General features: G+C 63.5%; 14 protein-coding genes. 3 read left to right on the forward strand and 11 right to left on the reverse strand.

Features of this window, described 5'->3' with window-relative positions:
• Positions 1-40 precede the first annotated feature (40 nt).
• The 4 genes from DDZ17_RS06590 to ectA form a co-directional block, all read right to left on the reverse strand.
• Entirely contained in the window at positions 41-1483 is a 1443-nt protein-coding gene (locus DDZ17_RS06590; protein ID WP_116365185.1) for an aspartate kinase, read from the reverse strand.
• 63 nt (positions 1484-1546) lie between these two features.
• A complete protein-coding gene (locus tag DDZ17_RS06595; protein WP_116365186.1) occupies positions 1547-1951 on the reverse strand; it encodes an ectoine synthase in 405 nt (134 codons plus the stop codon).
• Positions 1952-2031: 80 nt separating this feature from the next.
• Complete coding sequence (gene ectB, locus DDZ17_RS06600; RefSeq protein WP_116365187.1) at positions 2032-3381, reverse strand: diaminobutyrate--2-oxoglutarate transaminase; 1350 nt, start codon at positions 3379-3381, stop codon at positions 2032-2034.
• A gap of 75 nt (positions 3382-3456) precedes the next feature.
• The gene (gene ectA, locus DDZ17_RS06605) at positions 3457-3972 is read right to left on the reverse strand and encodes a diaminobutyrate acetyltransferase (protein ID WP_116365188.1); all 516 of its coding nucleotides are present in this window, start codon (positions 3970-3972) and stop codon (positions 3457-3459) included.
• Between the two features lie 329 nt (positions 3973-4301).
• Here ectA and DDZ17_RS06610 point away from each other — a divergent pair, with 329 nt between their 5' ends.
• The gene (locus tag DDZ17_RS06610; protein WP_241505805.1) at positions 4302-4838 is read left to right on the forward strand and encodes a MarR family winged helix-turn-helix transcriptional regulator; all 537 of its coding nucleotides are present in this window, start codon (positions 4302-4304) and stop codon (positions 4836-4838) included.
• Here the strand turns inward: DDZ17_RS06610 and DDZ17_RS06615 are convergent.
• The gene (locus DDZ17_RS06615; protein ID WP_116365190.1) at positions 4835-5554 is read right to left on the reverse strand and encodes a sulfite exporter TauE/SafE family protein; all 720 of its coding nucleotides are present in this window, start codon (positions 5552-5554) and stop codon (positions 4835-4837) included. The genes DDZ17_RS06610 and DDZ17_RS06615 overlap by 4 nt on opposite strands.
• A 5-nt stretch (positions 5555-5559) precedes the next feature.
• Positions 5560-6270 carry a glutathione S-transferase family protein gene (locus tag DDZ17_RS06620; RefSeq protein ID WP_116366139.1) on the reverse strand — a complete coding sequence of 237 codons (711 nt, stop codon included), beginning with the start codon at positions 6268-6270 and terminating at the stop codon, positions 5560-5562.
• Between the two features lie 134 nt (positions 6271-6404).
• Here DDZ17_RS06620 and sthA point away from each other — a divergent pair, with 134 nt between their 5' ends.
• Both sthA and DDZ17_RS22620 read left to right on the forward strand, forming a co-directional pair.
• Positions 6405-7805, forward strand: coding sequence for a Si-specific NAD(P)(+) transhydrogenase (gene sthA / locus DDZ17_RS06625; RefSeq protein WP_116365191.1), 1401 nt, complete (start codon positions 6405-6407; stop codon positions 7803-7805).
• A 30-nt stretch (positions 7806-7835) separates the two neighbouring features.
• Positions 7836-8732 (forward strand): NTP transferase domain-containing protein, encoded by an 897-nt coding sequence (locus DDZ17_RS22620; protein ID WP_170150170.1) that lies wholly within the window; start codon positions 7836-7838, stop codon positions 8730-8732.
• A 193-nt stretch (positions 8733-8925) separates the two neighbouring features.
• Here the strand turns inward: DDZ17_RS22620 and dmpG are convergent, their stop codons facing one another.
• From dmpG to DDZ17_RS06655, 5 genes are read right to left on the reverse strand one after another with little or no spacing between them, the layout of a single operon-like run.
• A complete protein-coding gene (gene dmpG / locus DDZ17_RS06635; protein WP_116365193.1) occupies positions 8926-9963 on the reverse strand; it encodes a 4-hydroxy-2-oxovalerate aldolase in 1038 nt (345 codons plus the stop codon).
• A 25-nt stretch (positions 9964-9988) separates the two neighbouring features.
• On the reverse strand, positions 9989-10897 hold the full coding sequence (locus DDZ17_RS06640; protein ID WP_116365194.1) for an acetaldehyde dehydrogenase (acetylating): 909 nt from the start codon (positions 10895-10897) through the stop codon (positions 9989-9991).
• A 39-nt stretch (positions 10898-10936) separates the two neighbouring features.
• On the reverse strand, positions 10937-11725 hold the full coding sequence (locus DDZ17_RS06645; protein ID WP_116365195.1) for a fumarylacetoacetate hydrolase family protein: 789 nt from the start codon (positions 11723-11725) through the stop codon (positions 10937-10939).
• A gap of 8 nt (positions 11726-11733) precedes the next feature.
• The gene (locus DDZ17_RS06650) at positions 11734-12567 is read right to left on the reverse strand and encodes an alpha/beta fold hydrolase (protein ID WP_116365196.1); all 834 of its coding nucleotides are present in this window, start codon (positions 12565-12567) and stop codon (positions 11734-11736) included.
• A 26-nt stretch (positions 12568-12593) separates the two neighbouring features.
• Positions 12594-13784 (reverse strand): acyl-CoA dehydrogenase family protein, encoded by a 1191-nt coding sequence (locus DDZ17_RS06655; protein ID WP_116365197.1) that lies wholly within the window; start codon positions 13782-13784, stop codon positions 12594-12596.
• Between the last annotated feature and the right edge of the window lie 15 nt (positions 13785-13799).

The following is a 13799-nucleotide window of genomic DNA, read 5'->3' on the forward strand; positions in this document are numbered from 1 at the left end:
ACGCGGCGGCGGGCGGCGCACCGGGCGCCGCCGCAAGGGCTCAGGAGGCGAGGCAGATGGCGCGGCCGTGGTCGTGGGGCTCCACCAGGCCGGCGTGCAGGCTGCGAATGGCCTGCTCGTAGTCCTCTTCGTTGACCACAAACTGCATGTCCACCTGACGCATGGACTGGTGTATGGCCAGCACGCTGATATCGTGCTCCGACAGGGCGTTCACAGTCTTTGCCAGAATGCCCGGCACCTGCATGTCGCTGCCGATGGCCGACACGATCGCCACCTTCTGCTGGCGGATTTCCGCCTCGGGAAAGCGCTCTTCCAGCACGTTCCTGATCCGTTTCACCGTTTTCAGGTTGGTGGCCAGGTAGTTGGTGACCGTGTTGGCGTTGATGTCCTTGGCCACGTTGTGGGCGCGGAAGCGCTGGATGGTCTTGAGGATTTCCATGTCGTAATCCGCCACCTTGCCGGCCATGTCCTGGTCGAACAGCTCCAGGGCATACACACCGCGACAGCCAGCGATGATTTCCACGCAGGCGGTGTCGGACACGTAGTCACCGGTGATCAGCGTGCCGCCGTGCTCCGGCTCGAAGGTGTTTTTCACCCGCAGGGCAATGCCGTTCTGGCGCAGGCCCTTGGCCGCCTTGGGGTGAATGGCCTCCATCCCGAGGTTGGCCAGTTGGTCGGCCACATCGTAGTTGGTGCGGCCGATGGGCACGGCGTTGTCTTCACCCACCAGGCCCGGGTCGGCAGTGGACAGGTGAAACTCCTTGTGGATGATGGCTTCGCGTGCGTGGGTCAGCACCGCCAGGCGGCTGAAGGTCATCTCGCTGTAACCGCGATCAAAGGAGCTGATCAGGCCGTCTTCACTGTGGGCGTAGCCGGTGACAATCGGCATCTGCTTGCTGAGGTCCAGGTTGGCGAAGGCCTGCAGGATGCGCTCGTCCAGGGAGATATGCTCGGCAGACTGCCAGCCGGTCAGGTCGACAAACGCCGCGTTGATGCCATCGCGCTGCAGCAGCCGCGCGGTGTTCCAGGCACTGTGCGCCTCGCCCACGCTGGCCAGCATTTCGCGCACGGTGGCCAGGTGATCCTCCACCGAGAAGTGGCCGTGGCGACACAGGCTCTGCAGGTCTTCCAGGCACTGGCGCGCGCTGTCCAGGCGCTCGCCGATGAATTCGTTGGCGGCGCGCAGTTGCAGGGGGTCGTCGAACAGGGTGGCGTTCTTCTCGTACATGGCCGCGCGCACCCCTTCCAGGGCGGCTACCCAGTTATCGTCGCGAAAGCCCTCGGCAAACAGGCCGTACACGCCGGGCGTGCCGTCTTTCTTGTCTTCCAGCAGCTTGTTGGTCATGCCGCCGTAGGCCGATACCACAAACACCCGCTGGTACTGGGTGTTTTCGGCGGCCTGGGCAAACACGATGTGGTCGCGTACGGCGATGTAGTCACTCATTGACGTACCGCCGATTTTCTCCACGCTGTGTAAATTCATGTTGTCTCCCGTTCCTGTTGAAGTGAGTGAGTCAGGCCGCGCCTGCGGCCCGTGGGCATCACTTCAGTCGGTAACGGCTTCTGCCTCCAGTTCGTAGGCGCCTTCCTTGTTGTGCACCTCGGTGCCATGCAGGGGCGGGTTGAACACGCAGGCCATTTTCATCTCTTTGGTGGCGCGCAGGATGTGCTTGTCGTTTTTGTCCAGGATGTACAGGGTGCCGGGCTTGATCGGGTACTTCTTGCCATCGGCGACGGTTTCCACCTCGCCTTCGCCGGACATGCAGTACACCGACTCCAGGTGATTCTGGTAGTGCATGCCAAAGTCGGCGCCGGCATAGATGGTGGTGATGTGGAAGGAAAAGCCCATGTTGTCGTCTTTGAGCAACATGCGCACGCTGTCCCAGTTGCCATCCGGCGATACAATTTTGCGGCCGGAGGCGGCAGCAGTTTCAAGATCTCTGACAATCATCGTTTACTTCACTCCGTGTTGGTCGGTTGAGGCCGGGCTTACTGTCCCGGCCAGCCATGAATGGGTGCTGTCTGCGCGCTTTAGCTGGCGCGCTGCATCACCTCTCGTTCGCTTTCGTCGCCGGCTTCGATCTGGTAGTCGTCGTCGAAGTAGTCCACCGTCTCGGGGATGCTGTCTTCACCGGCGCACACCTCGGCAATGGCCTGCTCGACAATATCGATGCCGCGCTTGAGGCTGGCTTCGCTGATCACCAGCGGACACAGGAATTTCACCACCTGGTCGTCGGCGCCGCTGGTTTCGATAATCAGGCCCTTCTTGAAGGCGGCGCTGGTGATCTTGCCGGCAATGTCGCCATTCACGCAGTTGATGCCCCGGAACATGCCGCGGCCACAGGAGGTGAAGTTACCCTCGCCGTACTTCTCGACAATCTGGTCAAGGCGCTTGGCCACGTAGTCACCCTTGGCGCGCACGCTGCGGGCAAACTTGTCGTCGCTCCAGTAAGTATCGATGGCGGCGGTGGCGGTAACAAAGGCAAAGTTGTTACCGCGGAAGGTGCCGTTGTGCTCACCGGGCTTCCACTGGTCCAGTTCCGGGCGAATCAGCACCACCGCAAAGGGCAGGCCGTAGCCGCCAAGGGACTTGGACAGGGTGATAATGTCGGGCGTAATGCCGGCCTCTTCAAAGCTGAAGAAGGTACCGGTACGGCCGCAACCCGCCTGGATATCATCCACAATCAGCAGCAGGTTGTGCTTGCGACACACGGTTTCCAGGTTGCGCAGCCACTCAACGCTGGCGGCGTTGATGCCGCCCTCGCCCTGCACGGTCTCCACAATCACCGCCGCCGGCAGGTCTACACCGCTGCTGGAGTCGGAGAGCACCTTGTCCAGGTAGGCGGTGGTATCGATCCCCTCGCCCAGGTAACCGTCGTAGGGCATGCGGCTGCTGCCACTTAGGGTGACACCCGCCGCGCCGCGGTGGTGGGAGTTACCGGTGGTCGCCAATGAGCCCAGGCTCACGCCGTGAAAGCCATTGGTAAAGGAGATCACGTTCTCGCGGCCAGTGACGCTGCGGGCCAGCTTCAGGGCGGCCTCCACGGCGTTGGTGCCGGTGGGGCCGGTGAACTGCATCACGTATTCCATGCTGCGCGGCTTAAGGATCTTCTCGTTGAAGGCCTCAAGAAAGGCCGCCTTGGCACGGGTGTGCAGGTCCAGGCCGTGGGTGATGCCATCGGCGTGGATGTACTCCAGCAGCTTTTCCTTGAACGTCGGGTTGTTGTGGCCGTAGTTCAGGGTGCCGGCTCCCGCCAGGAAGTCGATGTATTCGTTGCCGTCCTCATCGTACAGAAACTCGCCCTGGGCGCGGTTGAACACGCGGGGAAAGGAGCGGGCGTAACTCTGAACTTCGGATTCGACTTCTTCAAAAATTTTCATTGCAGGTCCTCTTGGGCGTATGCGTGAGAATGAATGTCTGGTTGTTGCGAATACGTTATGGGCTGGCGCCGGGCACTAGGCGGTAGCGCGCACCGCCGCCTGGTTGCCAAAGGGGCCAATGCGCACCAGCAGTTCGGAGGCATGTTCGCCGCCAAAATGCCGGTCCCGGTCGAACATGACGCTGCGCGCCATCTCGGCGTCCCGGCGCTCGGCAAAGCGGCTGAACAGGGCCCAGGAGGCCTCGTTGTCCTCGGTGATGGTGGTTTCCATAAACTGCACCTCGGCGCAGCGCTCGCGGTCGACAATGTGGGCCAGCATCTTGCCCGCCAGCCCCTGGCCGCGGGCCTTCTCGCCCACCGCCACCTGCCAGATGAACAGGGTGTCGTCGCGACCGGGGATGATGTACCCGGAGATAAAGCCCACCAGTTCTCCATCCATTACTGCCGCCACCGAGGTGTCGGCAAAGTGGGCGCACTGCAGGAGGTTGCAGTACAGGGAATTGGTGTCCAGGGGCGGACAGTTTCCGATCAATTGGTGTACTGCATTGCCGTCTTCCCGGGTGGGAACGCGCAATGTCATGTCGGCTGCCATCTATTTACTCCTAAATATTTCTGCTCAAATATTTCGTGCTCAATATTATAGGGCCGGAATTTACATTTTATAACCCCTAATTTCGCGTTATTTGTTCACATTTTAGTCAAAATAAGGGAGAATCGCGTTCAAATCGAACGAAATATTTATTTAGCTTTCTATATATTTCAATACAATGACAAGCCAGCGAGGCGCATATGCCCCCTCAAACCGCCAGAAAAATGTCAGTGGAACCCAAAGCAGTGGATGATTTCGGCGCAGAAGTGCTCCGGGAATGGGAGGCCGGTGGGTATAATCCGGCCCTTCTCTTCACAGGACAGGACACGCTCTTGGGCCGTATCGACGAAGTTCTGGTCGCCCTGCGCCGGGTTATCCGCGCCACCGACCTGCACTCCAAGCACCTCGCCAAAACCACCGGCCTGACCGCGCCGCAAATCCTGCTGCTGCAGTCCATTCGCGACAAGGGCGAGGTGACCATTGGCGAGCTGGCCACCGATGTCAGCCTCAGCCAGGCCACGGTGACCTCCATCCTGGACCGCCTGGAGAAGCGCGAGCTGATCTACCGCGAGCGCTCCAAGACCGACAAGCGCAAGGTGCACGCCTACCTCACCGACCAGGGTATGGAGATGCTCAAAAGCGCCCCCCTGCCCCTGCAGGCCCAGTTCACACGCCAGTTCGGCGACCTGCAGGAGTGGGAGCAGACCATGATCATCTCCTCACTGCAGCGCATCGCGCAGATGATGGATGCCCAGCACATCGACGCCTCGCCGGTGCTGGATATCGGCATGCTGGACCGGCAGAACGCCATTCACGAACGCCACGACGTGCTGCGCGACGAGGGCGGCAACGAGGACTCCCGGGGCTAGCCCGGCCAGAGCACCAGCGCAATCATGCGCAGGGCAAGCAGGCTGACCAGCAGGCGAAACCAGCGCTGGAAATTCGCCTGGGGCAGGTAGGCCCGCAGGCGGGTGCCCACCCAGGACCCCAGCACACTGGCACCGATCATGCCCGCCAGCAGGCCGAGCCAGGGGCCGAGGCTGAACCCCATCAGGCCGAAGGCCGCCCCCCGCAGCAGGTGGCTGATGCTCATGTACACTGCGGTGTTCACCACCAGCCAGTCGCGCTGCACCGAATAGCGCGCCAGCACCGCCGCCCCCAGGGGGCCGGTGGCGCCGGCCACCATGCCGAGCCCGGTCTGGTAGAAACCCAGCAAGGCCAGCGCCCCCTGCCCCCGTCCCCGGGGCTGTGGCAGGGGTAGCCAGGTCAGCAGCAGAATCAGCACGCCGATGACCGCCGGCAGCCAGTCCAGCGACAGGGAGCGATAGATGCCCCCGCCCACCGCCGCCCCCAGCGTGCCCCCCGCGGCGACGGCCGGCTCCAGCCGCCAGTCGATATGGCGCCAGCCGAAGGCGGCCCGGGACAGATTGCTGGCCAGTTGGGTCAGGGCGTGCAGCGGCAGAATGGCCGGGGCCGGCACCAGCCCGGGCATCAGGGTCAGCAGCAGCACGCCGCCGCCCATGCCAATGGCGCCAGCCAAAGCCGAGGTTAAAAACGCCAGCGGCAGCAACAGGTATTCACCCACCCGCCCTACTCCGCCGCAGGGCTTTCGAGACCGGGCTCATCGAGGTCGGGCTCATCAATCCCGACCTCATCAGCCTCGACCACCCAGTGCTCCGCGGCGGCGGCTCGCTCCCATTCCTGCATTGCCTCGTCGGCGCGCAGATGGCGCACATAATCGGCCACCGGCCCCGCCGGCAGGGCCACGCCATAGCCGCCAAAGCGCACCGCCACCGGCGCAAAGAAGGCATCGGCAATACTGAAGCGGCCCAGCAACCAGGGGCCATCCGCCCCGTAGCGCTGCCGCGCGCTGGCCCAGCGCTCGATAATGCGCGCGATATCCGCCTGCAGGGCCGGGGTGCTCGGCACCCGGCGCTGGCGGGCGCGAAAATTCATCGGCATGGCCGAGCGCAGGGCGCCGTAGCCGCTGTGCATCTCCGCCACCAGCGAGCGGCCAAAGGCCCGGGCGCCGGCATCCTGGGGCCACAGGGTGTTGGCGGCAAAGGTTTCGTTGATGTATTCGCAAATGGCGAGGGAATCCCACACGCAGCGCTCCCCGTGCCACAGCACCGGCACCGTGCGCGAGGGCGACAGCTCCGCAATGCGCGCAGCGAATTCCGGCGTATCCAGCGGCAGCAACTCTTCCTGAAAGGTCGCCCCGCTCTTGCGCAGGCACAGCCAGGCGCGCAGTGACCAGGAGGAATAATTGCGGTTGCCGATAACCAGTGTGATGCGCTCCATTGCCCTGCCCTCGGTAAAATCCAGCACTGCGCTGTGAAATCCTGCAAATTTACCTGACCTTTTCGCGCGACTACAATACGCCCCTTCGGCGGCCCGGTGATCCCGGGCCCCAGCTCCGGCAAGGAATCCACACCATGACGATTTACGATTACGATGTACTGGTAATCGGCAGCGGCCCGTCGGGCGAAAGCGCTGCACTGAACGCGGCCAAACACAACAAGCGCGCCGCGGTGATCGAAGACCGCCCCATGGTGGGCGGCGGCTGCACCCATCGCGGCACCATCCCCTCCAAGGCCCTGCGCCACGCGGTAAAGCAATTGATGCGCTTTAATACCGGCCGCCTGTTCCGGGAAATCGGCCACAGCCGCCAGATCCCCTACCCCACCGCCCTGTCCGTCGCCAGCGGCGTGATCGAAAAACAGGTGGAAATGCGCAGCCGGTTTTACGCCCGCAACGGCATCGACCTGCACATCGGCCAGGCCAGCTTCGTCGACGCGCACACGCTGGCCATTCGCCAGAGCGACGGCATTATCGAAAAGGTCACCGGGCGCGACATTGTCATCGCCACCGGCTCGCGGCCCTATCGCCCGGAGGATGTGGACTTTAACCACCCACGGGTGTACGACAGCGACACCATCCTCGACTTGAAGCACACACCGCGCAAAATCCTGATCGTGGGCGCCGGGGTTATTGGCTGCGAGTACGCCTCCATCTTCAGTGGCCTTGGCGTCAAGGTGGAGCTGATCAACAGCTTCGACTACCTGCTGGCCTTTCTGGACGATGAGATTTCCGTGGCCCTGAACTACCACCTGCGGGATCTGGGCGTGATGGTGCGCCACCGGGAAACCTACGAGCGGGTGGAAGCCACCGAGGAAGGGGTAACCCTGCATTTGAAGTCCGGCAAGCGGCTGCGTGGCGACGCCCTGCTGTGGTGTAACGGGCGCACCGGCAACACCGACCGGCTCAACCTGGCATCGGTGGGGCTGGAAGCGGACAGCCGCGGCCAGCTGCAGGTAAACCAGCAATACCAGACCAGCACCCCCAACATCTACGCCGTGGGCGATGTCATCGGCTGGCCCTCACTCGCCAGCGCCGCCTACGACCAGGGGCGGGCCGCCGCCGCGGTGTCACGCGGCAAAGAGACCACCCGCTACGTGGATGACGTGCCAACTGGCATCTATACCATCCCGGAGATCAGCTCGGTGGGGCGCACCGAGCGGGAGCTGACCGACGCCAAGATCCCCTTCGAGGTGGGCCGCGCCTTCTTCAAGGATACCGCCCGGGGGCAGATTTCCGGGGAGGACGTGGGCATGCTGAAAATCCTGTTCTGCCCCGATTCGCTGGCGATTCTGGGCATTCACTGCTTTGGCGCCGAGGCCACCGAAATCATTCACATCGGCCAGGCCATCATGAAGCAGGACGGCAAGGGCAATACCCTGCGCTACTTCATTACCACCACCTTTAACTACCCCACCATGGCGGAGGCCTACCGCATTGCTGCGCTGAACGGCCTGAACCGCCTGAGCGGGGTGTAACGCCGTGGGCTGAGCGCCTTGGCGGCCGGCGTGGATGCCATCGTGCTGGCCGGCGACCGCGGCGCGGCGCGCCCGGTTGGCGGCGCCGCCAGCAAATCGCTGCTGTGCATTGGCGGCAAGAGCCTGCTGGAGCGGGGGCTGCTGGCGCTGTCGCAGGTGGCCGCCGTGCGGCGCATTGTGGTGGTTGGCCCCGCCGACCTGCTGCACCCGGTGACCAGCGCCCTGCCCGCGGCGCCGCGCATTGAGCTACTGGAGCAGACCGAAACCGCCTACGGCAACTTCTGGCGGGGCTTTACCCACCTGGAGCGCAGCGGCGGTGGCGAGCGGGCGGATCGGCAGGTGCTGGTGCTCGGCGCCGACATGCCGCTCATCAGCGCACAGGAGATCAACGAGTTCCTCGACAATTGCGCGGCGCGCGAGCTGGATTACTGCGTGGGCATGAGCGCCGAACCCGCCCTGCAGCGCTTTTATCCCACCAGCACACTGCCGGGCATTCATATGCGCTACCTGCACCTGGCCGAGGCCAGCCTGCGCCTGAACAACCTGCACCTGGTGCGCCCGCGCCGGGTGGCCAACCGCGACTATATCGACGATGTCTATCGCTTCCGCTACCAGCGCGATGTGGGCAATATGCTGCGCACCGCCCGTGATCTGCTCCGCCAGCCGGGCGTGGGCTGGCGCGCCCTGCGCCTGTACCTGATGCTGCAACTGGCGGAACTGGGCCATCAACTTAACTGGCAGCGCTGGTGTCGGTTTTTCCGTCGCCGTGTGCCGCTTGCGGCCGTGGAGGCCATCGCCAGCGCCGTGCTGCAAACCCGGGCGGGCATCGTCCAGACGCGCCAGGGCGGCTGCGCCATCGATATCGACAACGAACAGGATTACGCCGCGCTGCAGGCGCGGTGGGAAGAGTTCAGCGGTGAACGCTAACGGTTTGGGTAAAGGAGGGCCAGCTTGCCCGGACCGAGGTTGGAGTCACCTGGGCCCGGGTTTTGGGGCTTGAGGCTCAAGCCGGGGGTTTAAGCCTTGGCTCTATGCTAAAGCTTTTTGCCCAAAGGCTTTATGCCCGAGGCTTTATGCGCAAGGTTTTATGACCAAGGTTTTATGAAGAGCATCGACGCTCTCAGGCGCCGATCTTGTCCCGCTCTTTGGCCATATCCAGCGCCAGGTCCTCAATCATGTCTTCCTGGCCACCCACGGTGCGGCGCCGGCCCAGTTCCACCAGAATGTCCCGCGCCGACAGGTTGTACTTTTTCGCCGCCCGCTTGGCGAACAGCAGGAAGGAGGAGTACACACCGGCCCAGCCCAGGGTGAGGGAATCCCGGTCCACCCGCACGATGTCATCCATCATCGGCACGATCAGGTCTTCCGCAACGTCCATGGCCTTGAACAGGTCCACGCCGGTTTCCACGCCCATGCGGTCGCACACTGCCAGGAACACTTCCAGCGGGGTGTTGCCGGCGCCGGCGCCCAGGCCCGCCAAAGAGCCGTCGATACGGGTGGCCCCTGCCTCCACCGCCGCCAGGGAGTTGGCGATGCCCATGCCCAGGTTGTGGTGACCGTGAAAGCCGATCTCGGTATTAGGGTTCAGTTTCTCCCGCGCCAGGGCCACCCGGGCGGTCACGTCGTCCGGCAGCATGTAGCCGGCGGAGTCGGTGATGTACACGCAGTTGGCGCCATAGCTTTCCATCAGCTGCAGCTGTTCCAGCAGGGCCTCGGGCTCGATCATGTGGGCCATCATCAAAAAGCCCACCACGTCCAGCTTGTCGTACTTGGCGGCCATGGTCAGGTGCTGCTCGGACACATCCGCCTCGGTGCAGTGGGTGGCCACGCGGATGGTGCCAATGCCGCAGTCCACCGCCATTTTCAGGTGGTCGACGGTGCCGATGCCGGGCAGCAGCAGGGCGGACACTTTGCTGTTCTTGACCGCGCCGCACACGGCGCTCAGGTACTCTTCGTCGCTGTTGGCGGGGAAGCCGTAGTTCACCGAGGCACCGCCCAGGCCGTCGCCGTGGGTGACTTCAATCAGTGGAATACCGGCGGCGTCCATCGCCTTGGCGACGGTGACCATTTCGTCCACGCTGATCTGGTGCTGCTTGGGGTGCATGCCGTCGCGCAGGCACATGTCGTGAACGGTGATTTTCTTGCCTTTCAGATCCATGGTGTCAGTTCTCTCTCGGTAGCGATCAGGCGGCGCTGGGCACGAAGTTGCCCGCCAGGATTTCCTCGGCGTACATCTCCGCCGTGCGCAGGCCCGCGGCGGTCATAATGTCCAGGTTGCCCGCGTACTTGGGCAAAAAGTCCCCCAGGCCCTCCACCTCCATGTAGATGGACACCCGCTTGCCGTCGAACACCGGGCCGTTCTTCAAGGTGTAGCCCGGCACGTACTTCTGCACCTCGGCAATCATGTCGTCGATGGACTGGCGGATCGCATCCTGGTCCGGCTCATCCACGGTCAGGCAGTGCACGGTGTCGCGCATGATCAGCGGCGGCTCGGCCGGGTTGATGATGATAATCGCCTTGCCTTTCTCGGCACCGCCCACGCTCTCGATACCGCGCGAGGTGGTGCGGGTGAACTCGTCGATGTTCTTGCGGGTGCCGGGGCCAGCGGACTTGCTACTCACGGTGGCGACAATCTCGGCGTAGGACACGCTCTGCACGCGCGATACGGCGGCCACCAGGGGAATGGTGGCCTGGCCGCCACAGGTGACCATGTTCACGTTCATTTTGCGCTCGGCCACGGCGTTGGACAGGTTCACCGGCGGCACGCAGAAGGGGCCGATGGCGGCGGGGGTGAGGTCGATCATCACCGCGCCCTGCTCGTTCACCTTGCGGCTGTTCTCGGCGTGCACGTAGGCGGAGGTGGCGTCGAAGCAGATCTGCACGCCGTCTTCACGCATGGTGCTCAGCATGCCGTCCACGCCCTCGGCCGTGGTCTTCAGGCCCATTTCCTGGGCGCGGGCCAGGCCGGGGGAATCCGGCACCACGCCCACCATCCAGACCGGTTCGATCACGTCACTGCGCATGGCCTTCATCAGCAGGTCGGTGCCGATGTTGCCGGGGCCGATGATGGCGGCTTTGATCTTGTTGCTCATGCTGTCTCTCTCAAAAATACGGTTTGCAAAGTGTCGGGCTCAGACAAAGCGGCAGGAACAGCCGCCGATGCCATCAATTTCCAGGCGCATTTCGTCGCCGGCTACCACCGGGATCAGCGGCGCCAGGGAGCCGGACAGGATGACCTCCCCCGCCTTGAAGGGAATGCCGAACTCGCCCAGGGTGTTGGCCAGCCAGGCAACGGCGGTGAGGGGGTTGCCCTGCACGGCGCTGCCCAGGCCCTCGCTGTGAAACTCGCCGTTTTTCCAGATGGTCATCTTGAGGTTGGGCAGGTCAAAGTCGCGCGGGTCCACTTCGTTCTTGCCCAGCACATACACGCCGCAGGAGGCGTTGTCGGCGACGGTGTCCTCGATCTTGATTTTCCAGTCGTCGATGCGCGAATCCACAATCTCGAAGCAGGGCATGATGGACTCGGTGGCGTCCAGCACGTCCTGCTCGGTAACACCGGGGCCCTTCAGGTCCTTCTTCAGGCGAAAGGCGATTTCACCCTCGGCCCGGGGCTGGATCAGGTTGCCCGCCACCGGAATGTCGGCGCCGTCGGCGTACACCATGGCATCGGTGAGAAAGCCGAAGTCGGGCTGGAATACGCCCAGCATGTCCTGCACCGGTTTGCTGGTTACGCCGATCTTCTTGCCGACGATTTTCTCGCCATCGCGCTCTACCCGCTGGTGCACCATATGCAGGCTGATGTGGTAGGCGTCGTCGATGCTGATGCCGGCTTCGCGGTCGGTCAGCGGCGCCAGTGTGCGGCCTTCGCGCAGGGCGCTGTACAGTTCGTCGCCGAGTTCGGCTATGCGTTGTTTATCCACGATAGTGCTTATCCATGCTGCAGAAAATCAAGGCAGGCACGATTGAACATGTCCTCGTGCTCCACCATCACCCAGTGGCCACACTCGGTCACCAGAATCAGGCGCAGGTTACGAATGTGCTTGGCCATCGCCATGATGCCATTCTCAGGCATCATCTGCTCGTCCATGCCCCAGAAGCCCAGCACCGGGCACTGCAGCTCCTTGAAGCGGTCAACCAGGTTCGGGATTTTCATGGTCGCCATCACATGCCCGTTCATGATCTGCATGATCTGCATGCGCTCTTCCACCAGCTCGTCGGTGGCATACTTGGCGTCGTACATCAGGCCAGTGGCGAACAGATCCTTCATTACCTCATGAGTGACCGGCTCGCCGGAGCCGAACACCTGAAACACCTTCTGCATGCCGGGCATGGCCTGGTATTCCGGCAGCTCGCTGAGGCCGCCGGGGGCCATCAGGATCAGCTTGTCCACCAGCGCCGGGTACTCCAGCGCCAGGCCCAGGGCCACGGCGCCGCCAAGGGAGTTGCCCACCAGGGTGCAGCGCTCAACGCCGGCAACGTCCAGGGCCTGCTTGATGCACTCCACAAAGAACGACAGCGGGTGGTCAACATCGTCGGGCTTGTCGGAAAAACCGTAGCCGATGTGATCGGGCACGATACAGCGGTAGCCCGCCTCCACCAGCGTCGGGTAGTTGCCCTTGAAGTTGCTGTAGCCGCTGGCGCCGGGGCCGGAGCCGTGCAGGAACACCACCACCTCGCCCTGGCCTTCGTCCAGATAGTGGATGCGATAGCCATTGGCGCAGTCGGCGTATTGCCCTTCGGGCAGGCGTCCAATCATTCCCATGCGATTCTCCTTGTCAGCAAGCCGCGTTAGATAGCGTAGTCGGCGTTGTCGGCGCCGAACAGCACGCCGCCGAAATTCACCGCGAAGGGGGTGACGTGGTTGGCCACGTGAGCCTGGCTGGCGAGGATATCCAGGTGGCGCGCCAGCAGTTCGCTGCCGTTGCGGATACCGCCGCTGCCAGCGGCCTTGAGCATCTTGCCGGACAGCTCCACGCAGCGATCAGCCACCACCGCGGAGTCGTAGCGGTAGCGCACGCGATCCTCCACCGGAATCGGCACGCCGGCGCGATTGCAGTCCATCATCGCGTCGAAATTGCGCACCATGGTCAGCTTCATTTCTTCGATGGAGGCCTTCACCTCGGCCGCCAGGCGGCGGGCAAAGGGATCGTCGCTCATTTTCATGGGGCCAACCCGGCGGGTTTTGGCCACATCGATGTAGGCTTCCAGCGAGCCCTGCAGGGCGCCCAGGGTGGCGGTGCACACGGCGCGCACAAACACCTGCATGAAGGGCAGGCGATACAGCGGGGCGGTGTTCACCACGTTGCCGGGGTTGTCGCACAAAAAGCCGTCCATGGATTTGTGGGTGCGGTGCTCGGGCACAAAGGCGCCTTCCACGCGCACGTCATGGCTGCCGGTGCCCTGCAGGCCCACCACGTCCCAGTTGTCGACGATTTCGTAGTCGCTGCGCGGCACCAGGAAGGTGCGGTAGTTGGCCATGTCAAAGGGCGCATCCGGGGTGGGTACCACGGCGCCGAGGAAGGCCCACTGGCAGTGCTCGGAACCGGAGGAGAAGCTCCACTGGCCGCTCAGGCGGAAGCCGCCATCCACCACTTCCACCTTGCCCACCGGCGCATAGGAGGAGGAGATCAGCACGGTGGGGTCGTCCGCCCACACGTCCTGGGCGGCCTGATCGTCGAACACCGCCAGCTGCCAGTTGTGCACGGCCACAACGCCCAGCACCCAGGCGCTGGACATGCAGTGCTTGGCAATTTCCAGGCCCACGCAGTAGAACACCTGCGGGTCCATGGCGTAGCCGCCCCACTGCTCGGGTTGCAGAATCTTGAAGAAGCCCGCCTGGTGGAAATCCGCGATGGTCGCCTCGGGCACTTTGCGCTCGGCGCGACACTGGGCGGCGCGCTCGCGCAGCACCGGCCCCATGGCGCGGGCGGCGGCAATCAGTTCCTGGGCGCGGGGGGATTCAAGTCCGTAGGCATTCATGGCAGTACCTTGTAT

The organism is Parahaliea mediterranea, assembly GCF_003402235.1.
GTDB lineage: Bacteria > Pseudomonadota > Gammaproteobacteria > Pseudomonadales > Halieaceae > Parahaliea > Parahaliea mediterranea.